Annotated in this window: 19 protein-coding genes, 1 other RNA gene and 1 pseudogene; 6 read left to right on the top strand and 15 right to left on the bottom strand. The window is 55.7% G+C overall.

Annotated features, from left to right (window positions below; translation table 11 throughout):
- Window positions 1–37: 37 nt before the first annotated feature.
- A complete protein-coding gene (locus tag ACUTSU_RS14705) occupies window positions 38–1387 on the bottom strand; it encodes an amidase (protein ID WP_445654328.1) in 1350 nt (449 codons plus the stop codon).
- Entirely contained in the window at window positions 1387–2100 is a 714-nt protein-coding gene (locus ACUTSU_RS14700) for a DUF2848 domain-containing protein (RefSeq protein WP_445654327.1), read from the bottom strand. Before ACUTSU_RS14700 ends, ACUTSU_RS14705 begins: the two co-directional genes overlap by 1 nt.
- Before the next feature lie 129 nt (window positions 2101–2229).
- On the opposite strand from ACUTSU_RS14700, the gene ACUTSU_RS14695 reads away from it, so the two are divergent.
- Complete coding sequence (locus ACUTSU_RS14695) at window positions 2230–2907, top strand: GntR family transcriptional regulator (protein ID WP_445654360.1); 678 nt, start codon at window positions 2230–2232, stop codon at window positions 2905–2907.
- A gap of 89 nt (window positions 2908–2996) precedes the next feature.
- On the opposite strand, the gene ACUTSU_RS14690 is transcribed toward ACUTSU_RS14695, so the two are convergent.
- From ACUTSU_RS14690 to ACUTSU_RS14680, 3 genes are all read right to left on the bottom strand, one after another.
- Complete coding sequence (locus ACUTSU_RS14690) at window positions 2997–3314, bottom strand: BrnA antitoxin family protein (RefSeq protein WP_445651982.1); 318 nt, start codon at window positions 3312–3314, stop codon at window positions 2997–2999.
- Window positions 3315–3374: 60 nt separating this feature from the next.
- Complete coding sequence (locus ACUTSU_RS14685; RefSeq protein WP_445651983.1) at window positions 3375–4121, bottom strand: SDR family oxidoreductase; 747 nt, start codon at window positions 4119–4121, stop codon at window positions 3375–3377.
- A gap of 145 nt (window positions 4122–4266) precedes the next feature.
- Window positions 4267–4485, bottom strand: coding sequence for a hypothetical protein (locus ACUTSU_RS14680; RefSeq protein WP_445651984.1), 219 nt, complete (start codon window positions 4483–4485; stop codon window positions 4267–4269).
- 187 nt (window positions 4486–4672) lie between these two features.
- Between ACUTSU_RS14680 and ACUTSU_RS14675 the strand changes: the two genes are divergently transcribed.
- Entirely contained in the window at window positions 4673–5341 is a 669-nt protein-coding gene (locus ACUTSU_RS14675; protein WP_445651985.1) for a response regulator, read from the top strand.
- Window positions 5338–5966, top strand: a pseudogene (locus ACUTSU_RS14670) (two-component sensor histidine kinase); the annotation flags it as partial. The gene ACUTSU_RS14675 and the pseudogene ACUTSU_RS14670, both read left to right, overlap by 4 nt.
- A 248-nt stretch (window positions 5967–6214) precedes the next feature.
- Here the strand turns inward: ACUTSU_RS14670 and ACUTSU_RS14665 are convergent.
- From ACUTSU_RS14665 to ACUTSU_RS14625, 9 genes are all read right to left on the bottom strand, one after another.
- Window positions 6215–7180 carry a quinone oxidoreductase family protein gene (locus ACUTSU_RS14665; protein WP_445652029.1) on the bottom strand — a complete coding sequence of 322 codons (966 nt, stop codon included), beginning with the start codon at window positions 7178–7180 and terminating at the stop codon, window positions 6215–6217.
- Window positions 7181–7314: 134 nt separating this feature from the next.
- Window positions 7315–10578: an autotransporter outer membrane beta-barrel domain-containing protein gene (locus ACUTSU_RS14660; protein WP_445654326.1), complete on the bottom strand. Its 3264-nt coding sequence runs from the start codon at window positions 10576–10578 to the stop codon at window positions 7315–7317.
- Between the two features lie 248 nt (window positions 10579–10826).
- On the bottom strand, window positions 10827–13706 hold the full coding sequence (gene gcvP / locus ACUTSU_RS14655) for an aminomethyl-transferring glycine dehydrogenase (RefSeq protein ID WP_445651987.1): 2880 nt from the start codon (window positions 13704–13706) through the stop codon (window positions 10827–10829).
- A 92-nt stretch (window positions 13707–13798) separates the two neighbouring features.
- Window positions 13799–14185: a glycine cleavage system protein GcvH gene (gene gcvH / locus ACUTSU_RS14650; RefSeq protein WP_445651988.1), complete on the bottom strand. Its 387-nt coding sequence runs from the start codon at window positions 14183–14185 to the stop codon at window positions 13799–13801.
- Window positions 14186–14230: 45 nt separating this feature from the next.
- Window positions 14231–15328 carry a glycine cleavage system aminomethyltransferase GcvT gene (gene gcvT, locus ACUTSU_RS14645; RefSeq protein ID WP_445651989.1) on the bottom strand — a complete coding sequence of 366 codons (1098 nt, stop codon included), beginning with the start codon at window positions 15326–15328 and terminating at the stop codon, window positions 14231–14233.
- Between the two features lie 544 nt (window positions 15329–15872).
- Entirely contained in the window at window positions 15873–17075 is a 1203-nt protein-coding gene (gene ubiI / locus ACUTSU_RS14640) for an FAD-dependent 2-octaprenylphenol hydroxylase (RefSeq protein ID WP_445651990.1), read from the bottom strand.
- 83 nt (window positions 17076–17158) lie between these two features.
- A complete protein-coding gene (gene ubiH / locus ACUTSU_RS14635; protein WP_445654325.1) occupies window positions 17159–18337 on the bottom strand; it encodes a 2-octaprenyl-6-methoxyphenyl hydroxylase in 1179 nt (392 codons plus the stop codon).
- A 4-nt stretch (window positions 18338–18341) separates the two neighbouring features.
- Window positions 18342–19655, bottom strand: a complete 1314-nt coding sequence (pepP, locus tag ACUTSU_RS14630; RefSeq protein WP_445651992.1) for a Xaa-Pro aminopeptidase — start codon at window positions 19653–19655, stop codon at window positions 18342–18344.
- A gap of 60 nt (window positions 19656–19715) precedes the next feature.
- Window positions 19716–20294 (bottom strand): YecA/YgfB family protein, encoded by a 579-nt coding sequence (locus ACUTSU_RS14625; protein WP_445651993.1) that lies wholly within the window; start codon window positions 20292–20294, stop codon window positions 19716–19718.
- Between the two features lie 321 nt (window positions 20295–20615).
- Here ACUTSU_RS14625 and zapA point away from each other — a divergent pair, with 321 nt between their 5' ends.
- From zapA to ACUTSU_RS14610, 3 genes are all read left to right on the top strand, one after another.
- The gene (gene zapA, locus ACUTSU_RS14620; protein ID WP_012146623.1) at window positions 20616–20945 is read left to right on the top strand and encodes a cell division protein ZapA; all 330 of its coding nucleotides are present in this window, start codon (window positions 20616–20618) and stop codon (window positions 20943–20945) included.
- Between the two features lie 41 nt (window positions 20946–20986).
- A non-coding RNA gene (gene ssrS / locus ACUTSU_RS14615) (6S RNA) lies at window positions 20987–21169 on the top strand.
- A 28-nt stretch (window positions 21170–21197) separates the two neighbouring features.
- Window positions 21198–21806, top strand: coding sequence for a 5-formyltetrahydrofolate cyclo-ligase (locus tag ACUTSU_RS14610; protein WP_445651994.1), 609 nt, complete (start codon window positions 21198–21200; stop codon window positions 21804–21806).
- A 205-nt stretch (window positions 21807–22011) separates the two neighbouring features.
- On the opposite strand, the gene serA is transcribed toward ACUTSU_RS14610, so the two are convergent.
- Window positions 22012–23250 carry a phosphoglycerate dehydrogenase gene (gene serA, locus ACUTSU_RS14605; RefSeq protein ID WP_153859193.1) on the bottom strand — a complete coding sequence of 413 codons (1239 nt, stop codon included), beginning with the start codon at window positions 23248–23250 and terminating at the stop codon, window positions 22012–22014.
- Window positions 23251–23482: the final 232 nt, after the last annotated feature.

Here is a 23482-nt window from a genome sequence, read left to right as displayed (position 1 = left end):
AGCTCAAAGTAAGGCGGGGTCGCCCCCCACCGGAAAATCACGCCTCGGCGAGGCAGCGTTCGATCGCCAGCGCCCAACCCAGCAACGCCTCGTCCTGCAGCGGTAGCCCGGCCACCATCAGCCCCACAGGTGCCGTATCGGGCCGCTGGCAAGGCAGCGATAGCGCACAACCATCGAGGAAGTTGATCACCGAAGGGTTACGCAACGCGGCACCGTTGATACGGAAATAGGTGTCGTCATCCTTCTGCAGTTCGGCAATGGTCGGCGCAACGAAGGGCACGGTTGGCATCAACAACGCGTCAAACTTGTCCACTGCTGCGGTCACCCGCCGCTGCCAATCGGTACGCTGCATCTGCAATTGCTGCAGATCCCACTCATCGAGCAACTGACCGCGACGAATACGCGACAGCACCCGTGGGTCATAGTCTTCGGCATGTTCGGCAATCAGCGGCTGATGCCAGCGCCAGGACTCCAGCGCGGTAAACCCCCCGGCGGCGTTGATCGCAGCCAGCTCAGCGAACTCATGGCAGGGAATAGATTCAATCTGTGCCCCGGCCTGCACCAGCCGCTGGACGCTGAGATGAAAGGCGGAGGTGACTTCATCATCCAGACCATCCAGCACCAGCGTTTGTGGCACGGCAAAACGCGCCTGGCTCAACGTTTTCTGCTGCGGGTGCAGCGGCTGTTCGGCAATCACCGCATCCAGCGCGATGCAACCGGCAACGTCATGGGCGATCACGCCAATCGAATCCAGTGAGGGTGACAAAGGCAGCAAACCACGACTGTTGATGCGCCGGGCGGTGGGCTTATAGCCGGTCAGACCGCAGAAGGCCGCCGGAATACGCACCGAGCCACCGGTATCGCTGCCTATCGCGCCAAAGCACATGCCGTCGGCCACCGCAACCGCCGCACCGGAAGACGAACCGCCGGGAATACGACATGCCGGGCGATCCCACGGGTTGGCGGGTGTGCCGTAGTGGGGATTGATCCCAAGCCCTGAATAAGCAAATTCGGTCATGTTGGTTTTGCCGATCACCACCGCGCCAGCCTGCAACAACTGCGCCACCACGGCGGCATGGGTGTTAGCTACCTGCGCATCGGTCAACACCAACGAACCTGCGGCAGTCGCTTCCCCGGCGACATCAAACAGGTCTTTGACCGATACCGGCACACCGTCCAGCACCGACAAAGGGGTTCCCGCCGCACGCCGCCGATCGGCAGCCAATGCCTGCTTTTGTGCCCAGTCGCTATAAACATGAGTAAAAGTGCGTGCGCCCTCCCCCTGTGGGTCGGCGATTTGCGCCAGCGCGGTGGCGGTCAGTTGCACAGCAGTGAATTCACCACTGGCCAATCCGGCAACAGCCTGCGTTAAAGTCAGCTTTTTCATCACGCCACCACCGGCAGTTCTATGCTGCGATAGCCGTGGCAGATGGTACGTCCCAGCACTTCGTCCACCAGTTCCATACGAAACTCGGTCGCCGGACGTATACCGCCAATCGCCGCCACCGTGCCACAGGCCATCGCTAAACCATTGCGCGGCTGGGGTACCGTCAGCCCGCCCTCCGGCACCTGCTGGCCACTCAAATAGCGATCCAGCAGATCGTCGGGAGTACGCAGACTGGCAAGATAACCCTGCTGATAAAGCCGGAACTCACCGTTCTCTTTGATCCAGGATCGCAGGATTAGTGAATCCCAGTGAGCAATCACTTCCCGTAGCGGCCAGGCAGCGCGAGCTACCGGTTTGACGCAGATTTGTTTGGATAGCGCGACGCTGTGCGCCTCAAGCTGACGATCGGTATGATCTGAGGCCAGCGAAACAAACAGTTCCCCCTGATGAGTAAAGATCAGCGGTTCCGCCTCGCCGGAGCTGGCATTGCCGATCACTTCAATGCAATCGCTCTGACTGAGCTGATTAACGGCCACCCGATAGAACAGCGGAACTGCACTGGGTTGGGGCACGCCCAGTTCAGCCAACTCCCTAATATGGTGCAGGATGGCCTCACGATCGCGGCCGGTCCAGCCAGCAATCACCAGATGGTCGATCTCGACATCCAGCACCCCGGCACCGCTGGATTCAGGTAAAGTGAAGGTCAGTCTCATGGCTTTTGTGCCTCTTTGGTTAAAATACTGTGAAATTTCACTATATCTTTAGTTACCAAATAAGCGATTTCCATGCCATGTTTTTGTGTACTATGTCTAAAAACTTTCTTCTTGCAGGAGCAGAACGTGATGAGCCTTGACGCAGAGAGCCAGGAACTCCCGACGGCAGAGGAAGCCGGAATGTCACTGAATGAACTGGCCTACCGGCGCTTTAAGCAGGCACTGGTGACGTTAAGCTATAAACCTGGTGAATATCTCAATACCGCACAGGTAATGAGTGAGCTGGATATGGGCAGAACGCCGATAAATCAGGCGATCCACCGGCTTGCTAATGAAGGGTTGTTACAGGTGATCCCGCGTAAGGGGGTGATGGTCTCACCACTGTCGATGGATGACGCACTGGAACTGATTGAAGTCCGACTGGCCAATGAAATGCTTTGTATGCGGCTGGCAAGCAAGCGAATTACCGAACCACAGGTCGCCGCACTGACAGCCCTCAATCAACAAATCGAAGTCGCCAGTCAGCGCCGCGATCGGGTGCAGATGATGACGCTGGATCATCAGTTCCACCAGCAGCTGGCGCAGATCGCCGGGAATAATATGTTGGCGGACATCCTGAGCGTGCTGCACGCCAGGGCGCAGCGTTTTTGGGCCAGTACGCTGTCACGCGAAGGTCATATGCGAGAGGTGATCGAAGAACATCGAGCCATTATCTCTGCACTGGCCGCACAGGATGACGACGCAGCTGCCAATGCAGCAGAGGCGCACATTATGTCGTTCCGCAGTGCGCTGCTGCATGAGGGCTGATTGAGTATTGAGAATACTGAATAGAAACCCGGCGTCTCTAAAGCTACCGGGTTTTAAACTGCAGGATAAGCACCTGCGGATAAATAATTTTACTCTTCGAGCTCTTGGCCTTTCAACATAGCGGCACGCAGGACCGCGTTCAAACGCTTCTGGTAACCCTTGCCCGGCCTCTGGAGCCATTCCAAAATGTCAGCATCAATCCTGACCGTTTTTGATACCTTCATCGGTTTGTAGAACCGCCCCTTTAATGCCGTTCCCCATTGCTCATCGCTAAGCGCAGGGACGTCACCATAGCCAATATCATCATCCGGCATAACCCTCAAGGAGGCTATCTGCGCTTTTTGCTCCTCCGTCAGGGGAGGCAGGATGCTGTGCTGCACATTCCTAACCGAATTTTTGCGTTTCATACATCCCCCTTTCTCGTGCATCCGCTTTGCGGGCCGAAATTAAAGGGGAGTAACCAGTTGTCAACGGCCGCCGGCGGCCTCGATAAAGCTGCCGGTGACATAAGAAGCAGCATCGGACAACAGCCAGGCGATGGCTTCTGCCACCTCTTCCGGGGTGCCGCCGCGCTGCATCGGCAAGTTGCCTTTCACCCGATCAACACGCCCCGGCTCACCGCCACTGGCATGCATCTCAGTGTAAATACACCCCGGCCGCACCGAGTTAACGCGAATACCTTGAGCCGCCACTTCCAGCGCCAGTCCGGTTGTCAGAGTATCGACCGCCCCCTTTGATGCGGCATAGTCGATATACTCCCACGGAGCCCCTAAACGAGCGGCGGCAGAGGAAACGTTGACGATGGCTCCGCCCAGTCCACCATGACGATGCGCCATACGCTTCACCGCCTCGCGGCAGCAGAGAAAATAACCGGTGACGTTGGTGGTCAAGACCTTGTTAATGCGGTCGGCGGTCAGTTGCTCAATGCTCGACTGCTGAAACAGAATACCGGCATTGTTGATCAGCGCGTCAATCGGGCCGAGGCTGGCATCCAATTGGCTAAACATCGCCACTACCTGGCTTTCATCGCCAATATCAGCCCGCAGCGCCAGCGCCCGACCGCCCAGTGATTCTATCTCCGCGACCACCTGTTGCGCCGCTGCTTCATTCTGCAGATAGTTAACGCCCACCGCATAACCCTGACGGGCCAGCAACAACGCAGTGGCGCGGCCAATACCCCGGCTGGCGCCGGTGACCAGTGCAACTTTAGTCATGTTGTTCCTTTCTCTGATTGGGAAGTCATAACCGGTAACTGGCGCTCAGCAAGCTACCTCAGCCACCTTCTTCAACAGAGTATAGATATCCATGCTGCAGAATATCCAAGGGTATTTTCTATTTTCCTCCTTATTAAAATAAACCTTATAACAGTGCCAAACGACGCAGCTGCTTTTTAATCCGTGGCTTTAAGTTTTTAGAAAAACTCCGTGGCTCCACATGCTGAATATGCGACGGGGGAGAGGAAACCTTGGTGGGATAATTACTCCCTTGCGCGCCAACGTTAGAAGGTAGCATGACCAAAACCAACAATAAAATCGCATCTGTACAGGTAACCGCCGTTGAAAATTTGTCGATACGCATTTTTCCCTACCCTGATGACTTTTGCAGGAGTCAGCGTACTCGAAATATATCGATGCTCCCTTAACGTCATATTAATCCCAGATTAAGGTTTGCTTAAGAACGATGGGCAAAAAGGATGTCGACGTTGTCTTCCCCCGGTGGTTGTAGTTATATAACCGCCAGTACCGTGACATAAACCGGATACCCCGTGAACATATTGTTAGTGGAAGACGATCTGCAATTTGGCAAGGCCCTGTGCCGGGCATTAGAGCTGGCGGGCTTTGAGCTATGCTGGGTGCGGCTGGTGCATGATGCTCAAACCAGACTCTCTCAGGGCAGTTTCGATTTAATGTTGTTGGACCTGACCCTGCCAGACGGGGATGGATTAGAGAAACTGGTCGAGTGGCGGGCCGCCGGACAAAATATCCCAATCATTATTCTGACCGCCCGCGACTGTATCGAAAACCTGGTCAATAGCCTGGACTCCGGCGCGGACGACTTTCTGGCCAAACCTTTCGCCTTGCCTGAGTTAATATCACGCGTGAAGGCGGTGAACCGCCGCATGGCCGGGTTTGCCTCCCAAACCTGGAGCCTGGGCAATCTGTATCTGGACCCCATCAATCATCAGGTAACGCTGGCTGACGAACTGCTGCTGTTATCGAAAAAGGAGTATCGGCTGCTGCATGAGCTGATGCGCTGCGCCGGCACCGTAGTGCGTAAAACCTCGCTGGAGCAGAGTCTGTTTGGCCATGGCGACAGCGTGGAAAGTAATTCTCTGGAGGTGCATATGCATAACTTGCGGCGCAAGATTGGCAAGGAAAAAATTATCACCGTGCGTGGCATCGGTTATTTATTAAAAAAAGAGACTCTGGGATGATAATTTTTAAATCCTTTTCTATGCGCACCATTATTTTCCAGGCTTTAGCCATATTATTGCTCTGGGGCGCATTGATTGGCTGGGTGACATATTCATACTACCCGCGGACGCGGAAAAGTATTTAGATAATCAGCAACGCATTGTCGCACGCGGGATAGCCAATATTCTTGATAAGACGGATGTTACCAACCGCAGTTATCTTGAGATGATTAAAGATATCGAAGTCATGTATATCGACTCGATCAAAAGTGGCATGCAGGACGAAATAGACTATCGGCCACTATTTGTGGTTTACGATAGCAACAACCAGATGCTTTACGCCTCACCGTCACAGGAAAAACCGCTGTTCCTGCCACCGTCGGTGCTATCAGGCACCATCAGCTACGCCAATGTGAAATGGCATATTGCCGGCAGTTGGAGTGATAAAAAGCAATTTAGGGTGATCGTCGGCGAATTCTTTGACAACCGCACCACTATTTTCGGCAATCCGGCGGAAAGCACCGCGATCCCGTTGTTGGTCACTCTGGCAGCCATCATTGTCACTTTGCTGTTCACCGCCTATATCAGCCTGAGGCCACTGCGACAAATTGCCAGAATGATCTCTGACCGCAAGCCCGGTACTCTGCAAGTCGGCAGCGGTCTGGGGCTGGCGATTGCCAAAAATCTGGCGGATAAAATCGGTGCGCAACTACGGGTAGCCGAAGGGCTTGATGAACGCGGCGTCGGGTTTGTTATTGATCTACCCGAGAACTATCTGGCGTCATCGGAGAGTTAAGGCAACATCGCCCACCCAATTTACTGCAACGGCATCCGCTTGATTTGCAGTAGCAAACAAATGGGCAAACTGCTGTTTGCCCATAAATATAAAAATAGCTATCCGGCAATGCGGATCACCGAGCGGACGTCGCTTTTCTTGTTCAGATCCCACACTTCGGCGATCTCGGATAAGCCATGCTCCTGAGTTTCGACCGAAATCTGCCCGGTGGCCGCCAACGCAAGGATCTCCCTGGCATATCTCTGCATCTCAGCCGCCGGTGGGAAGTTGCCGGTGCCACTGCCCATAATCTGCAGTTGGTTACTGCGCAATACTGCCGCCGGTAAGCGAATGTCTGGCCCGGCCATCGACCCAACATTGACCAGGCGAATACCACGCCCTCCGGCGTAGGAAGACAGGTCGTGGTTGTTCAGCGTGGCCAGCAGCGCTTCGGTCGCCGTACCCCAGATGTAATCGACTATCACCTGATATCCGTTCGGCCCTGCGGCAGCAGCAAAAGCCTGCACCAATGCCTCCCCTTCTAGGCTGAGATCCACTGTGGCATCGACATCCAACGCATCCAGCACGCTCTGGCGACGGCCTGCTGCAACAATTCGCCCTGCGCCCGCCTGATGAGCAGCCGCCACCGCCAGCTTGCCCGAGGTGCCGGTCGCGCCAATAATCAGTACCGTTTCACCAGCCTGAAGCTCGGCACGCCAGTGCAGCGGCAGCCAGGCGGCGAAGGCAGGGTTAATCAATGCTGCGGCGGTAGCATCATCCACACCCGCCGGTACCGGCACGGTCCAGGAAGCGACGGTGCGCTCCGCCAGTGCACCGTGCGGCTGCCGGAATGAGGCAAAATAAACCCGTTGGCCGTCCGGCGCATAACCAACGCCATCGGTACCGGGCACGATCGGCAACACCTTCGGACTGGAGTAATGGGTTCCCGCTACCATGGCACGATCCAACTGTTTGATACCGGCGACAATCACCTCGATCAGGGTTTCCCCCTCTCTTGCTTGCGGTTCATCCACATGACCGACTACCGGTGGCTGACCTAACGCATTTACCATTGCAGCTCTCATCATTGCTCCTTATTCCGTGTGGGTTGCTGTGCAGCGACAATAAAAAAGGGACACCGCATCATGCGGTGTCCCTTGATAACACGCTTTGCCGAATGTGTTATAGGGTTTTACTCAACGGCAACTTGCTGAAGAAATCAGAAGCGCCAGTTCACGGACAGATTACCTTCTAACGAATTGCTGCCCTGACGGAACAGCTCGCTGGAAAGCCCGGCCCCCACAGAAACATCTTTAGTAAGCTGATACTGCACCCCAGCCTGCGCTGCCAACCCATCACGCCCGGCCAAAGTGCTTTTGCTATCAAAAGCAGAGGTGTCATAACCGGCAAATTGAGCACGCTGAGTCACATTGTTGCTCAGCAGCTCATGCTGCCAGCCAAGGCGCAGGGTGGCGGACAAAGCCTGTGGCCCCTGATACAGCACCTCCACGCCCAGCGTGCTTTGCAGTGAATCGGCATAACGGCCCTTAATCTGCATCGGCAAAGTACCAGACCCGGACTCTTTAATTGTACGATGCTTGGTGGCGTTATAATCCAAAGCCACCACTGGGCCGAAGCTAAACGATTCGGTTAACGCCAAATGATAGCCGCCGCCCAGGGTTAATGAACCGTTCCAGGCAGTCCAGTCACTCTTGCTGGTTCCGCTTATACCGGCAACATCAAACTGACGCTTCATATGATTATCCTCGGCCCCTACACGCCCCAGACCATAGGCAAACGGCCCATCCATGGGATCCTGCGCGAAGCTGAACTGCAGACCAACATCAAATGACGTACTGTGCGTCCGCGCCCGATCGGCACTTTTGGCATTGACCGTTTGTCCACCAACCGCCGCGTGGAAACCGGTAGTCAGCCCTGGCACCAGTACGTTACGTTTCTCCGCGCCGAACAACACGCCATAACGCGATGCGTTGTAACCGGTGATATTGCCTGTATTGCGCTGCCAGTTGCCGCCCCCATAAGGCAGAGCAAAGCTTATCCAGTCTTGTTCGTCGTCGACCGGGGACAAGGTCAAATTACGTTCCGGCGCCGTCAACGCACGGGTTAACTGACGCTCACGATCAAAAGAGGCCTGGATCAGGCTGTTGTAGGCCGACGGCTCCAGTTGCGCCAAAGCGTCGTTAACCTGTTTGCCATCAGGGGCAGAGAAATCAAGCGCAGTCAGTAACAGACGCATTTCATTACCCGCTGTCGCCGCCGCACGGGCCAACGCCAGCCCGACATTTCGCTCATTCGCGCTCTGTGCATACTGGCTGTAGGCAGATGCCCCACGGGTCGCACTGATTTGATATTCCCCGGCAGCTAACGACGCTGTACTGAAGCTCAACGTCGGGGACTGCGTCTGCACGCTGATTTGACTGAACTCACCGCTTCTCTGCCCCATTTGTAGCAGAGAAGCGCTGTTCAGTTTCCAGTCGGATGCATACCAGCCTTTTACCGGCATCAGCGTCAGGGCCCCGCCCAAACTGGACGTTCCGCTGATTTGCACCCTGTCTCCACGCCCGAGATTGTCGAACATCAGTTGCAAACGCCCCTGTGACCCCTGCAGGTAATCACCAATGATAGAAACCAGGCCAAAAGGCGAACCGGTAGTCAGCAATCCGTTATTGGTGAACCGTCCGGCATCCGACAGCTCATAACGGCTATTGCCCGCCAACTGGGCACCCGGCTCAATGTCCACGCTATACACCAGATGCTCGCCGTTTAAAGTGGTTTTCCCGCCCTCGGCCACCAGCGCCAAATTATCCTTACCGCGAATATTGCCGTTATAGGTGAAATCAAAACCGCTATCCGCCACAGCGGTCACTTGCCCCAACGCATCCGGCTGCAGACCGAAGGTTAAACGGGTGAGTCGTGCCTGATTATTTTCGTCCCATTGGGCATAGTCAGAAATGATATCGCCCTGAATATCGGCACCGCGCATCACGTTGATTGCGCCGGCCAATGCATTCTCGGACTGGTAGATGGCTGCTTTGCTGCCCCTCAGCGAGCCGGTGATATCGAAATTGGACACCAGCGGTGCTGCCCACAGGTCGAACCCGCCCCACTGCCAGATATAGGAGCCGCGATATTCGGCATCATTGCCCAACAGGTTGTTGCCAAAATCCAGACGCGCAGCGACCCCTTCTTTGCCGATCGCCTCCAGGCTGCCACGTTGAATAATATTGTGCCGATCGCCGTATGCCACCATCAAGCCAGTGCCGTAGTCACCGTTGGCCTGCACCCGGGTACCCGGCGCTATGCTGAGCGTATTACCCGCACCGTCGATGCGAATACCGGCGGCGGCCACGCCATCGGCCAGCAAATCGCCACGTTGCTCTATCCGATTGTTACTGCCGTAGATATGCAACCCGACGCCCCGGGCGGCGGTATTGGCTTCACCATCGATATACGCAGTGCCTGCGGCGTTACGCGCGAAATACCCTTGCTGGTTAACCACATCCAGACCACTTCCATAAACCGAGCGGCCAAAAAAGTTACGCCGGTCGATGTCGTACCCCATGTCCTGCAACAATGCCAATTCGGCTTCCATCATTGAGGTGTAATTGCGGTAATTTTGGTGGCTCATCAGGCTGCGATCCAGCTCGATATGGGACATGTAATCGTCATCCAAATCGCCAACTACATCGAGGATACGCACCGGAACCCCTGGCATCGCACCTTCCAGCACCTCTTTGACATGGCTGCCGGCGAAATAACCTTGATCCTTGCGCACGTCAAAAGCGGAAGGATCGTCCGGCCCCTCGCAAGCTTTGCACACAATAGCCTGCCCCGGCTGAGCAGGGTTGCCGTTGTCGTCAAACAGATGCGATGTCCAGCTCCCCTGCGTCGGGCCGAACTGAGTCACACCATCAACTACCGCAGCCTCGTTACTTATTCCCAACGCATGGGCAATTTCATGAAATATCGTGACTTCCAGATCGGTACGGTGCTCGGTCGGGATCTGCGCTGGTGAAGCCTGTGAAGGAGTAAAATCCAGCTTGCCAATGCGGACGATGGCGTGAGCACCACTGTCCAACTCGCCCGCTTCTTGCCCCTGCAACACGGCCTGAAGTTGGGTCAGACTAAAGGTGTCGTCACTGACGTTTTGGCTCATCGCACCGGCATTTTTTTCGTCAAAAGTACCGATATTGATCACCCCCGGCAATTGGCCTGGCTTGGGGTTGATAATATCGGCCCAGCGCTGTGCGGCGCTGATAACCTGCGCCTTTTGCGCCTCGTCCAATACCCAAGATGAGCGCTGAGGGACGCCTTCGTCAGTAAAATAGCCGTCATCGCTGGGGCTATAGAAGTTCAGTTTAAATACCGTTTGCCCGCTGTTATTTCGCACTTCATAACTTTCAACCGCCTGCGCGGAGCAGAAGGGTAAAACCGCAATGATTGCGATAGCCAACCTTTTCATAGAACACCCCTTGTGAGCCAATCTTCCCTACAAAATATTTTGCTGAGGTCAATTTAACCATGCGAGTTTAAACGGAATGTATACCGGAAAGCGTCTTGAACCCGATTGGAAACAAACTGCAGAGAGGTGCAAAAAATAAGATAATTAGCAACATATCAAATATATAGGCAAGAAAAGCATATAGCGTGGCGGGCAAAAAAAAGCAGCGCATAATGCGCTGCTTATTGAACATCTGACTGCCGAAAGGCTTACTCGTATTCGCTCATCGGTACGCAGGAACAGAACAGGTTACGGTCGCCGTACACGTCATCCAGACGCTTGACGCTCGGCCAGTATTTGTTCTCGCGTACACCGGCAATAGGGAAGACTGCCAGTTCGCGGCTGTAAGCATGCTGCCAGTCACTGACCAGCTCCGCCTGAATATGCGGCGCGTTCACCAGCGGGTTATCTTCCAACGGCCATTCACCTTTCGCCACCCGATCAATCTCACCGCGAATAGCCAGCATCGCGTCGATAAAGCGATCCAGTTCTACCTTGCTTTCTGATTCGGTAGGCTCAACCATCAGCGTACCCGCTACCGGGAACGACATGGTAGGCGCATGGAAACCGTAGTCAATCAGACGCTTGGCAATATCCATTTCACTGATGCCGGTCTCTTCTTTCAGCGGACGAATGTCGAGAATACATTCATGCGCCACACGGTGATCACGACCGGTATACAGCACCGGGTAAGCGTCTTTCAGACGGGTCGCAATGTAGTTGGCATTAAGAATTGCCACCTGGCTCGCCTGCTTCAGCCCTTCTGCGCCCATCATGCGGATATACATCCAACTGATTGGCAAAATTGAAGCGCTGCCGAACGGTGCAGCGGAAACCGCGCCTTGCTCCGTGAGCACCCCGTCGATCTGCACTACGCTGTGGCCTGGAACGAAAGGTGCCAAATGCGCTTTTACGCCGATTGGCCCCATGCCAGGACCTCCGCCGCCGTGCGGGATACAGAAGGTTTTATGCAGGTTAAGGTGTGAGACATCCGCACCGATATAGCCTGGAGTGGTGATGCCCACCTGAGCATTCATGTTGGCGCCGTCGAGGTACACCTGACCGCCGAACTGATGAACGATTTGGCACACTTCACGGATAGTTTCTTCATACACGCCGTGGGTCGACGGGTAAGTCACCATGATGCAAGACAGCTCTTCACCCGCCTGCTCTGCCTTGACGCGCAGATCATGCAGATCGATGTTGCCGTTCTTGTCGCAGGCCACCACCACCACGCTCATCCCTGCCATTTGGGCAGAAGCCGGGTTGGTACCGTGAGCGGAGCTTGGGATCAGGCAGATATGACGGCCGGCTTCATTACGGCTTTCATGGTAATGACGGATTGCCAACAACCCGGCGTATTCGCCCTGCGCGCCGGAGTTCGGCTGCATGCAAACCGCGTCATAACCGGTCAATTGCACCAGCCACTGTGACAACTGGCCGATCATCTGCTGATAACCTGCAGCCTGCTCTGGCGGGCAGAACGGGTGCAGCTCGGAGAACTCAGGCCAGGTAATCGGGATCATTTCCGCCGCGGCGTTCAACTTCATGGTGCAGGAACCGAGCGGGATCATCGCCTGGTTGAGCGCCAGATCCTTGCGTTCCAGACGGTGCATATAACGCATCATCTCGGTTTCGCTGTGATAGCTGTTGAATACCGGGTGGGTCAGGATCGGATCCTGACGCAGCATGCCCGCCGGGATCGATTGGCTATTCTTGCTTACCGCCGCGTCCAGTGCGTCGATGTCCAAACCATGATCGTCGCCCACCAGCAAAGCGAACAAGGTCTGCACGTCTTCACGTGAGGTGGCTTCGTCCAGCGTGATGCCCACTGCACCATGAATGTCGGTACGCAGGTTGATGCCAAAGCTCAGCGCACGCTCCAGCACCGCTGCCTTGTCTTTCACTTCCACCGTCAGGGTGTCGAACCAGGTTTTGTGGCGCAATTGCAGGCCGGCCTGTTGCAGCCCGGCAGCCAGAATGTCGGTCAGGCGATGGATACGCCCGGCAATACGCTGCAGACCCTGCGGACCATGGTACACCGCATACAGGCTGGCGATGTTGGCAAGCAGTACCTGCGAGGTACAGATATTAGAGTTGGCTTTTTCGCGACGGATATGTTGCTCACGGGTTTGCATCGCCATGCGCAGCGCAGTGTTACCGGCGGCATCGCGGGATACGCCGATGATGCGACCCGGCATCGAACGCTTGAATTCGTCACGGCAGGCGAAGAAGGCGGCGTGTGGACCACCGTAGCCCATCGGCACGCCAAAGCGCTGCGCAGAGCCGAATACCACGTCGGCGCCCTGTTTGCCCGGTGCGGTCAACAGCACCAGTGCCATAATGTCGGCAGCCACGCTGGTACCGATTTTACGGTTTTTCAGTTCGGCCAGCAGTGCGCTGTAATCGTGCAATTCGCCGGTAGTACCCACCTGTTGCAGCAGCACACCAAACACGCCCTGCAGTTCCAGCACCTTCTCGGCTTTATCTACAATCACTTCAAAACCGAAGGTGCCGGCGCGGGTACGTACTACGTCCAGCGTCTGTGGATGTACGTCGTCAGCCACGAAGAAACGGTTGGCGTCTTTCAGCTTGCTGGCGCGTTTGGCCAACGCCATCGCTTCGGCTGCCGCGGTGGCTTCGTCCAACAATGAAGCGGAGGCCAGATCCAGACCAGTCAGATCGAGAGTCAGGGTCTGGAAGTTCAACAGCGCCTCAAGACGGCCCTGCGACACTTCTGGCTGATAAGGGGTATAAGCAGTGTACCAGCCCGGGTTTTCCAGCATGTTGCGCAGGATCACCGGCGGCGTCAGCACCGCGCTGTAGCCCATACCGATATAGGATTTGTAGCGCTGATTCTGCGAGGCAATCGCCTTCAGTTCGGCCAGCGCCTGATGTTCAGTGGCCGCATCGCCCACCGGCGGCGGCGCAGGCAGTTGGATGTCTGCCGGCACAATCTGTTGGATCAGCGCGCTGAGTGAGCGTGCGCCCACCGCTTCCAGCAACTGCTGCTGTTGCTGCGCAGAAGAGCCGATATGGCGTTCAATGAACGCTTCGCTGTGTTCAAGTTGGCTGAGTGTCTGAGTCATTGCTACAAATTCCTGAATGCTTACGGGGTACGGGATATAGCCTGATCTATAACTAAAACGCCCCGGCCAATCGGCCCGGGGCGTTGCAACGCTTACTCGTCGATAGAAGCCTGATACGCACCGGCATCCAGCAGATTGCCCAGTTCGGCACTGTCGGAAGCCTTGATGCGGAACAGCCAGCCTTCACCGTACGGATCGCTGTTGACCAGCTCCGGGGAGCTTTCCAGCGCCTCGTTGGCGGCGATGATTTCGCCGCTGATTGGCGCATAGATATCGGAAGCGGCTTTCACCGACTCCGCTACTGCACAATCTTCGCCAGCGGCAACTTCACGGCCCGTTTCCGGCAGGTCGACAAACACCATGTCGCCCAGCAGTTCCTGCGCATGTTCGGTAATACCTACCACGTATTCGCCATTACCTGCATCGCGCACCCACTCATGGGAAGATGCGTATTTCAATTCTGTTGGCACATTGCTCATCGCCAGCTACTCCTTCGAAGAAATAAAGAATCAATAAACAAAAAATTAATTGGTCAGTGGCTTACCGGCTCGCACAAATCCGGGTTTGGTGACCAAGACCTGCATTTCGCGGTTACGGATCTGTACGATGGCCTGCTCACCGATACCGGCGGGCACACGGGCCAGGGCAATACTGAAGCCCAGGGTCGGTGAGAATGAACCGCTGGTGATAATCCCCTCATGCGTCTGACCTGCTTCATCGGTGAATCGCACCGGCAGCTCATTACGTAATACGCCTTTTTCCGTCATGATCAAGCCGACCAGTTGTTCGGTGCCCACTTCACGTTGTTTTTCCAGCGCTTCGCGGCCGATAAACTGACGGTCTTCCGGCAGCCAGGCAATGGTCCAGCCCATATTGGCGGCCAGTGGCGAAATACCTTCGTCCATTTCTTGCCCATACAGGTTCATGCCCGCTTCCAGACGCAGGGTGTCACGTGCGCCCAGACCGGCTGGCTTAACGCCTGCTGCCAGCAGTTTCTGCCAAAAATCAACCACCAGCTCTTTTGGCAGGGCGATTTCGTAGCCTGCTTCACCGGTATAACCGGTGGTGGCGATAAACAGATCCCCGGCCTGCACGCCGAAGAATGGCTTCATGCCTTCAACCGCGCTTTTTTGCTCTGGGGTAAATAAGGTGGCGGCACGTTCTTTGGCCTGTGGGCCCTGCACCGCAACCAGCGCCAGATCGTCACGCACCGTCAGGGCTACGCCGTAAGGGGCTGCGTGTTCTTCGATCCAGGCCAGGTCTTTATCTCGCGTGGCGGAGTTCACCACCAGGCGGAAATAGTCTTCGGTAAGGAAGTAAACAATCAGGTCGTCAATCACGCCGCCGGACGCATTCAGCATACCGGTGTACAGCGCTTTGCCAGGTTGAGTGAGCTTGGCGACGTCGTTCGCCAGCAGGTAACGCAGGAACTCGCGGGTACGAGCACCGCGCAGATCCACAATGGTCATATGGGAGACGTCGAACATACCGGCATCCTGACGCACGGCGTGGTGCTCATCGATCTGGGAGCCATAATGCAGGGGCATCATCCAGCCATGAAAATCTACCATGCGCGCACCGCACGCCACGTGCTGGTCGTACAGTGGGGTTTGCTTTGCCATCTTTTCCCTCATTTCACTCAGAAGCTGAAGATAGGGTGCTGCTACGCAATACATCAGATAATGGCTCGCGGCCGGATTGCGTGGCGCACTGACTGCCCAACAGAAACGCTGCGCCGAACGTGCAAAAACTGCGGCTAACCGCCGCGACGCAAACGATACCTTTGTCCTGACGTTATCACCGAACGCCCCCATTAACCATAAGTTAAAATAGGCTTGGCGTCGTTCAGAGCCAGTAAAATGCCGGGCTAGTGTGCAGAGTTTTTGACTGGAAAAATGCGCTTTAAGGCACAAAACCAACAATTAAAGCACCAAAAATCCGAAGTTATATAACAAACCCACGGCCGGATGCGGAATTTCGACTTTTGATAACCGAACATGGAATTAGAAAAAGTAATGATAAAACCAGCCTGAAATTAGATTTTTTCAAATGAAGGGTTTTATAAGGAAAAGCTATGGGTATCAGACGCAGGACTGCGCCTTTGGGATAGATGTTAATTCGGGGAAAATAAGGCAGAGAGGTCTGGCAACCTCTCTCAGACAGCAGTCAGGCCAACCACTCCGGCAGGTCATTGAGGCCCATTGCCTGACGCACCAACCTGGGCTTCACGCCCGGCAGGCTATCGGCCAGCCGCAACCCGACATCGCGCAGTAGCTTCTTCGCCGGATGGTGGCCGTCAAACAGTTCGCGGAACCCCTGCATGCTGGCCAGCATCACCGCTGCGCCGTGTTTGCGGCGGCGCTCGTAGCGGCGCAGATACAGATGTTGGCCAATATCCTTGCCCTGGCGTTGCAAACGGCGCAGTTCGGCGATCAACTCGGCGGCGTCCATAAAGCCCAGATTCACCCCTTGCCCCGCCAGCGGGTGCACGGTATGTGCTGCATCGCCAACCAGCGCCAGCCGGTGCGCGGCAAAGCTACGGGCGTAACGCCCGGTCAATGGGAAAGTCTGGCGTTCACTTTCCACCGTGCAGGCACCAAGACGCAGGTCAAAAGCCATCGCCAGCTCGCGGTTAAACTGCTCCGGCTCCAGTTGCTTGAGCCGCTCCGCCTCCTCCGGTGCCACCGACCAGACGATCGAGCTTAAATGCGGATCGCTGAACGGCAGAAACGCCAGAATGCCATCGCCGTGGAACACCTGTCGCGCCGTCGCCAAATGCGGTTCTTCAGTGCGGATAGTGGCCACCAGCGCATGGTGGCGGTAATCCCAGAAGGTTAGCGGGATATCGGCATGCTGGCGCAGCCAGGAATGGGCACCGTCGGCACCGATCACCAAGCGGGCGGTCAGCATGCGGCCATCTTCCAGGGTGATAAAAGCGTCGTTTTCGCCCCAGGCTACCTGCTTGAGCGCCGCCGGGGTGATCAGCGTGACGTCGCTCAGGCTTTCCGCCCGTTTCCACAACGCCTGCTGGATCACCGAGTTCTCGATGATATGACCGAGATGACTGAAGCCGCACTCATCACCACGGAAGGCTATTTTGCCGAAGCTATCGCGATCCCAGACTTCCATTGCGTTATAGGCGCTAGCACGCAGGTTGAGGATCTCGTCCCACACGCCAATGTGCTGCAGCAGGCGCTCGCTGGCGGCATTGATAGCGGAAACGCGCAGTTCCGGCTGTGGTTGCGGCGGCATCATATCCGGTTGCTGCTGTTCCAGCACCGCAACGCGCAGACCACTGCCCTGCAAACCACAGGCCAGAGCCAGCCCCACCATACCGCCGCCGGCGATAACCACGTCAAATGATTGCATGCTGCTTAATTTCCTTAAATGACTCGCTGTGCCATTGCCCAGCGCTTTGGGCGCAGCACGCTACGCCCCTGCTAATACATCGATTAGCGATCTACCCAGCCCAAAGTGCGCTTGGCAAAGGCGTCTCGCACCGCCGGTAACCGGGCCATCGCCATCAGGCCCAGATTGCGACCGACCACCAGGGGACCGTAGCTATTGGCGAACAGCCGGATCAAACCGTCTGTCACGCCGATGGTCGCCTGCTGATCTTGTTGCCGCCGTTGTTGATAACGCCCCAACAGCACATAGCCGCCGGGATCCTCTCCAGCCTGCTGCGCCTCGGCCAGGGTTTCCGCCAGCGATATCACGTCACGCAGGCCTAAGTTGAACCCCTGCCCGGCAATCGGATGCAGCGTCTGCGCGGCATTGCCCACCAGTGCCAGACGATGGCTGACATGCTGAGTGGCGGTCAGCAGGCTGAGCGGATAGCTGTGACGTTTCCCGGCGCGAAGGATACGTCCCAGACGCCAGCCAAACGCCTGCTGCAATTCACTGATAAAACGTTCGTCGTCCCAGCCGCCAACCTGCTGGCGATCTTCACGCGCATGGCACCACACCAGTGAGCTTCGCCCCTGAGACATCGGCAATAATGCCAGCGGCCCGTATCGGGTGAAGCGTTCAAAAGCGCGCCCCTGCGGATGCTCGGCGGTGGTGACATTGGCGATGGTAGCAAACTGCGGATAGTCATTTTGCTGCCACTGCACATTACAGGCCTGTGCCAGCGCCGAACGCGAGCCGTCTGCAGCCACCAGCAGTTTCCCGCTGATACGCCGGCCGTTATCCAGCAGCACTTCGGCCTGCTCCGCCGTGCGCACTACATCGACCACCCGGGCCGGACAATGCAGCGTGACGCCTGGTGCCTTGGCCAGCAGAGCAAACAGCCGTTGACCGGCGTCGTGCAGCTCAATCACCTGCCCCAACGCGTCGACCTGATAGTCCTGCGCGTGCAAATTAACGAACCCGGCGTGGCCGCGATCGCTAACGTGCACCTGAGTAATGGCCGTCGCACAGTCACACAGCGCCGGCCAAACGCCGATGCGCGTCAACTGCAGGCAGGTGCCCTGCGCCAGGGCAATGGCACGGGCATCAAATCCCGGATGGCTGCGGTCGTCCGGTCGGGTCGCTTCAACCAGATCAACCGCCAATCGTCCCTGAGTAAGCGATGAAATGGCCAACGCCAAAGTCGCGCCCGCCATACCGCCGCCAACGATGATTACACCCATGCTATTACCTTGCCGCCGCCATCAGTGCTTCGATGGCATCAGCATCTTTCACTACGCTGGCCGTCAGGTTCTCAATGCCAGTCGCGGTGATCAGGATGTCGTCTTCAATACGAATGCCCATACCGCGATATTGCTCCGGCACGTCGGCATCCGGCGCAATGTACAGCCCCGGTTCAACGGTCAGCACCATGCCCGGCTCCAGCGTACGGTCGCGATCCGGCGTGCCGTAATGGCCGACATCGTGTACATCCAGCCCCAACCAATGACCAAGGCCGTGCATATAGAACGGACGATGGGCCTGTTCGGCAATCAACTGTTCTACTTCACCTTTCAGGATACCCAGCTCTACCATCCCGGTGATCATAATGCGCACGACTTCATCATTCACTACACGGATGCTGATACCCGGCTTGAACATCTCCAGCGCCCGCGTCAGTGACGCCAGCACGATGTCATACACCGCGCGCTGCGGTCGGCTGAATTTGCCGTTGACCGGGAAGGTTCGTGTGATATCACCGGCATAGCCTTTAAACTCACAGCCTGCGTCGATCAACACCAGATCGCCATCGCGCAATTCGCTTTCGTTCTCGGTGTAATGCAGGATGCAGGCGTTATCCCCACCACCGACAATGGTGTTGTAGGACGGGGAACGCGCACCAAGGCGAGTAAACTCATGATGAATTTCCGCCTCAAGCTGATATTCGAACATCCCGGGACGGCATTTTTCCATCGCGCGGGTATGGGCCAATGCACTGATTTCACCGGCACGGCGCATGATGACCATCTCTTCGGACGACTTGAACAGGCGCATTTCATGCAGCCACGGACGCCAGTCGGTCAGAGTCGCCGGTGCCTGAAGGTTCTGACGGAAGCCTTTGCGTAGCTTGTCCAGCGCGTCGAACAGAATTTTATCGGCATAGGCGTACTGGCCCTGTGCGTGGTAAACCACGTCCAGGCCATTGAGCAACAGGGGCAATTGATCGTTGATTTCATTGAACGGCAGAGCGCGGTCTATCCCCAGCTTCGCCGGAGCGGCATCCTGGCCCAGACGGCGACCAAACCAGGTTTCAGCCGCCAGATCGCGTACCCGATTGAACAGCACGCTGTGGTTATGCGTCTCGTCACTCTTCACCAGAATCAGCACCGCTTCCGGCTCATTGAAGCCGGTCAGGTACCAGAAATCGCTGTTCTGGCGGTAAGGATATTCAGTATCGGCACTGCGCGTTGCTTCCGGCGCAGAGAAAATAATCGCCGCACTGGCCGGAGCCATTTTCGCCAACAGCGCCTGACGGCGGCTGTTGAATTCCTGCTGAGTCATCACCTTCTCCTGAAATCAATCTGCCTGTGCTCACGGCCTTAATGTCGTGAAATCGGGTATTTAGTGCAAGGTCGGTTTGGCATTTTCCGGTGCCGTCGGCTTGCGGCGGGTAAATTCGGTGTGGCACAAAATGGCCGCCATCCGCACATACTCCACCACTTCCTCCAGAGAGTGATCAAGCTCTTCCTGGTCTTCGTCTTCTTCATAACCGAGTTGGGCTATGTTGCGCAGATCGTCGATCGCCTCACCCACCTCGTCTTTCACCTGAGCCAGTTTCGGCTGCATCATGCCGAGCCCGAGCAGGAAATGGTTCACCCAACCGCTCAACGCGTCGGCGCGATCGAATACGCTGACCGTCTCGCCTTCCGGCATCATCAGCTGGAACATGAAATCGTCGTCTTCCAGCGTTTCACGTGTGATTTCATGAAGTTGCTGGAGAGGTTGGCTCAATGCCTGCGGGAAGGCCACGCCTTCGTTAGTCAGATCGTACACCAGCGACTGCCAGCCGGCGTCGCGGCTGCCACCGCACAGCAGGCCGCTGATCAGGCCGTGCATTTCTGCTGCGGTCAACGCCACCGCTTGCTGGTTGAGGGCAAGGGTCAAAGATTGGTAACTTGGAAATGTATTCTGTATAGACATGCGTATTCGTCATCGTTGGCAGGATAAGTTCGTGTTATGCTACCACCAAGGTCCGTCGCTGTACCAGATAAGCACGACACCTCAGTGGCTAGTTATAATCGTGATGTGTCAGATCTCACACACTGCCGGCAGGGAACAAAATGAAGCTAAATACGCATTTTGAAACCCTTTTTTGACTGGTAATGTCTGTCGCAGTAGATTACAACCAGGTACTGAAAAAGGGGTTGTATCTTGGTACCGAGGTATATATAGTGGCGCCCGCTTTAGACGACCCGGTAGGGGTTGATTGAGGCTGGCGCGAAATTTAGGCAGGAAGGTGGCATGTCTGCACAACCAGTAGATATTCAAATTTTTGGTCGCTCTTTAAGAGTCAATTGCCCGCCAGAACAACAAGATGCGTTGAACATGGCAGCGGTCGATCTTAACGAACGGTTGCAAGATCTTAAAGTTCGCACTAGAGTCACAAATACTGAGCAGCTCGTTTTCATCGCGGCATTGAATGTTTGTCACGAACTTGCTCAAGAACGGTTGAAAACCCGTGATTATGCGTCCAATATGGAACAACGCATTCGCATGCTACAACAGACCATTGAACAGGCATTGCTTGAACAGGGTCGCATCTCTGAACGTCAGGATGCACAATTCGAATAACTTAAGTTGCTGATATCCAAGATTTTGGCAATGAGTAAAAAATTTCTCTGAGATGTTCGCCAGCGGGCCAGTCCCCTGAGCCGATATTTAGTACCAACAGAATGTGATGATCCGCGATCGGTGTGCATGCTCGGCCCGCCGAGAAGCCTTAAGATTGCGACAGCACGTTCACCTTGAACCATGGGTTCAAGGGTTACAGCCTGCGACGGCATCTCGGAGATTCCCCCTTCCTCAGCGGTAAGTGTGCTGACTATGTTTTTTCAAGCCCAGTATGCCCAGCAGCGGCAAAATATCCGTAACCAAATTCGTCAGCGTCGACGCGCCCTAACCTCTGAACAACAAAATAACTTTGCCCTGCAAACTGCCGAACGCATCGCTGCGCATCCACGCATCCAGGCGGCACACAGCATTGCAGTATTTTTGTCGTTTGACGGCGAGTTGGATACCCGTCCGCTGATTGAACGGTTATGGCAACAGGCCAAGCAAGTCTACCTGCCGGTGTTACACCCGTTTAGCCCCAGTAACCTGCTGTTCCTGCGTTACACCCCGGAAACGCCGCTGGTTAACAACCGTTTCAATATCCTTGAGCCACAGCTCGATGTGCGCAACGTCCTGCCGGTCGGGTCACTCGACGTGGTGCTGACGCCGCTGGTGGCGTTTGACAGCTCGGGCCAGCGTTTGGGGATGGGCGGCGGTTTTTACGATCGCACCCTGCAAAACTGGCAAAATGCCGGCCCCTACCCGATCGGGTTGGCGCATGACTGCCAGCAGGTGGAACAACTGCCGGTGGAACATTGGGATATCCCGCTGCCGGAAATCGTTACCCCAACGAAAAATTGGACATGGCGGATAGCCGAATAGCAAAAGGCCGGATAAATCCGGCCTTAGGTTGCTGACAAAGCAGGAAAAAGCGTGGTTTTTCCTGCTTTGTGGTGAACAGCCGAAAATCAATCAATTGATTTTCCTGATTTTTATTTATCAGCCTCTACTCGCTCTGGGCAGGAATGAGGTTTGTCATCAGTCTGAGGCCGGATAAATCCGGCCTTTTTTGTCACCGCGTTTTCAATCAGAGCAGCAGGCGAGCACGGATAGTGCCATCAATCGCCTTCATCCGTTGCAGTGCAGCATCGGCACGTTCGGTTTCCGCTTCGATATCGATAACCACATAGCCGATTTCCGGACCAGTTTGCAGGTACTGCGCGGCGATGTTCACCCCTTCTTCAGCAAAGATCTGGTTAATCTGCGTCAGTACGCCAGGGCGGTTTTCATGGATGTGCAGCAGTCGGCTGGCGTTAGGGCCATGCGCGGGCAGTGATACCTCCGGGAAGTTTACCGCCGACAGGGTCGAACCGTTGTCGGAGTATTTCGCCAGCTTGCCGGCCACTTCATCACCGATATTTTCCTGTGCTTCCTGAGTAGAACCACCAATGTGCGGGGTCAGGATCACGTTGTCGAACTCGCACAACGGTGAGTTGAACGGCTCGCTGTTGGTAGCCGGTTCTTCCGGGAAGACATCGATCGCCGCACCGGCCAAATGCTTGCTGGCCAATACTTTGCACAGTTCAGGAATATCCACCACGGTACCGCGCGAGGCGTTGATCAGAATCGAACCTGGCTTCATCAACGCCAGCTCTTCTGCGCCCATCATATTCTTGGTCGACAGGGTTTCCGGTACGTGCAGCGTCACTACGTCGCTCATATTGAGCAGATCGGACAGGTGGCGCACCTGTTGGGCATTGCCCAACGGCAGCTTGTTCTCGATATCGTAGAAGAACACTTTCATACCCAGACCTTCAGCCAGGATCCCCAACTGGGTGCCGATATGGCCGTAGCCAATAATCCCCAGCTTCTTACCGCGCGCTTCAAACGAGCCGACGGCCAGTTTCTGCCATTCGCCACGGTGCGCTTTGGCGTTGGCGGACGGAATGCCGCGCAACATCAGCAGCAGTTCGCCCAGCACCATTTCTGCCACGGATCGGGTATTAGAGAAAGGTGCGTTAAACACCGGAACGCCGCGTTTGGTCGCCGCCTTCAGATCAACCTGGTTAGTACCGATACAGAAACAACCTACCGCCACCAGCTTCTCTGCGGCAGCGAAAACTTCTTCGGTCAGATGCGTGCGCGATCGGATACCGACGAAGTGAGCATCGCGGATCGATGCCTTAAGCGATTCGGTGTCTAACGCACCTTTGTGATATTCAATGTTGGTATATCCGGCAGCCAGCAGATTATCTACCGTGCTCTGATGAACCCCTTCCACCAACAGGAATTTAATCCTGTCTTTCTCCAATGATACTTTTGCCATTTACCCGACCCTATGTTCAGACTTCAGAAGCGGCTGTTGTGAAACAGCACGCATCCAACATAACAAAAATAACGCAGGCGGCAATACAAACGATTGCCCGCCCGTCAGTACAAGGCTCAGCGTTGTTGGCGGTTTCTGGCAGAAAATGCCATAGGGAAAGAAATAGGCAGAAGCTTCGTGGAGCTATCGCTCGCAATGTGACATATGTCACCAAATTTGGCGCTTTTAATAA

This window comes from Serratia sp. NA_13, assembly GCF_052691735.1.
Note: the sequence above shows the minus strand (reverse complement) of the source record. Positions and strands in the feature narration are given on the sequence as shown.

Coding starts and splice junctions, on each gene's coding strand:
- ACUTSU_RS14610 (WP_445651994.1), top strand. CDS start 21,198: ATGTTTTTTCAAGCCCAGTATGCCCAGCAGCGGCAAAATATCCGTAAC.
- zapA (WP_012146623.1), top strand. CDS start 20,616: ATGTCTGCACAACCAGTAGATATTCAAATTTTTGGTCGCTCTTTAAGA.
- ACUTSU_RS14705 (WP_445654328.1), bottom strand. CDS start 1,387: ATGAAAAAGCTGACTTTAACGCAGGCTGTTGCCGGATTGGCCAGTGGT.
- ACUTSU_RS14680 (WP_445651984.1), bottom strand. CDS start 4,485: ATGCGTATCGACAAATTTTCAACGGCGGTTACCTGTACAGATGCGATT.
- ubiI (WP_445651990.1), bottom strand. CDS start 17,075: ATGCAATCATTTGACGTGGTTATCGCCGGCGGCGGTATGGTGGGGCTG.
- ACUTSU_RS14700 (WP_445654327.1), bottom strand. CDS start 2,100: ATGAGACTGACCTTCACTTTACCTGAATCCAGCGGTGCCGGGGTGCTG.
- ACUTSU_RS14625 (WP_445651993.1), bottom strand. CDS start 20,294: ATGTCTATACAGAATACATTTCCAAGTTACCAATCTTTGACCCTTGCC.
- ubiH (WP_445654325.1), bottom strand. CDS start 18,337: ATGGGTGTAATCATCGTTGGCGGCGGTATGGCGGGCGCGACTTTGGCG.
- gcvH (WP_445651988.1), bottom strand. CDS start 14,185: ATGAGCAATGTGCCAACAGAATTGAAATACGCATCTTCCCATGAGTGG.
- ACUTSU_RS14690 (WP_445651982.1), bottom strand. CDS start 3,314: ATGAAACGCAAAAATTCGGTTAGGAATGTGCAGCACAGCATCCTGCCT.
- ACUTSU_RS14685 (WP_445651983.1), bottom strand. CDS start 4,121: ATGACTAAAGTTGCACTGGTCACCGGCGCCAGCCGGGGTATTGGCCGC.
- gcvT (WP_445651989.1), bottom strand. CDS start 15,328: ATGGCAAAGCAAACCCCACTGTACGACCAGCACGTGGCGTGCGGTGCG.
- ACUTSU_RS14695 (WP_445654360.1), top strand. CDS start 2,230: ATGAGCCTTGACGCAGAGAGCCAGGAACTCCCGACGGCAGAGGAAGCC.
- ACUTSU_RS14660 (WP_445654326.1), bottom strand. CDS start 10,578: ATGAAAAGGTTGGCTATCGCAATCATTGCGGTTTTACCCTTCTGCTCC.
- pepP (WP_445651992.1), bottom strand. CDS start 19,655: ATGACTCAGCAGGAATTCAACAGCCGCCGTCAGGCGCTGTTGGCGAAA.
- gcvP (WP_445651987.1), bottom strand. CDS start 13,706: ATGACTCAGACACTCAGCCAACTTGAACACAGCGAAGCGTTCATTGAA.
- serA (WP_153859193.1), bottom strand. CDS start 23,250: ATGGCAAAAGTATCATTGGAGAAAGACAGGATTAAATTCCTGTTGGTG.
- ACUTSU_RS14665 (WP_445652029.1), bottom strand. CDS start 7,180: ATGAGAGCTGCAATGGTAAATGCGTTAGGTCAGCCACCGGTAGTCGGT.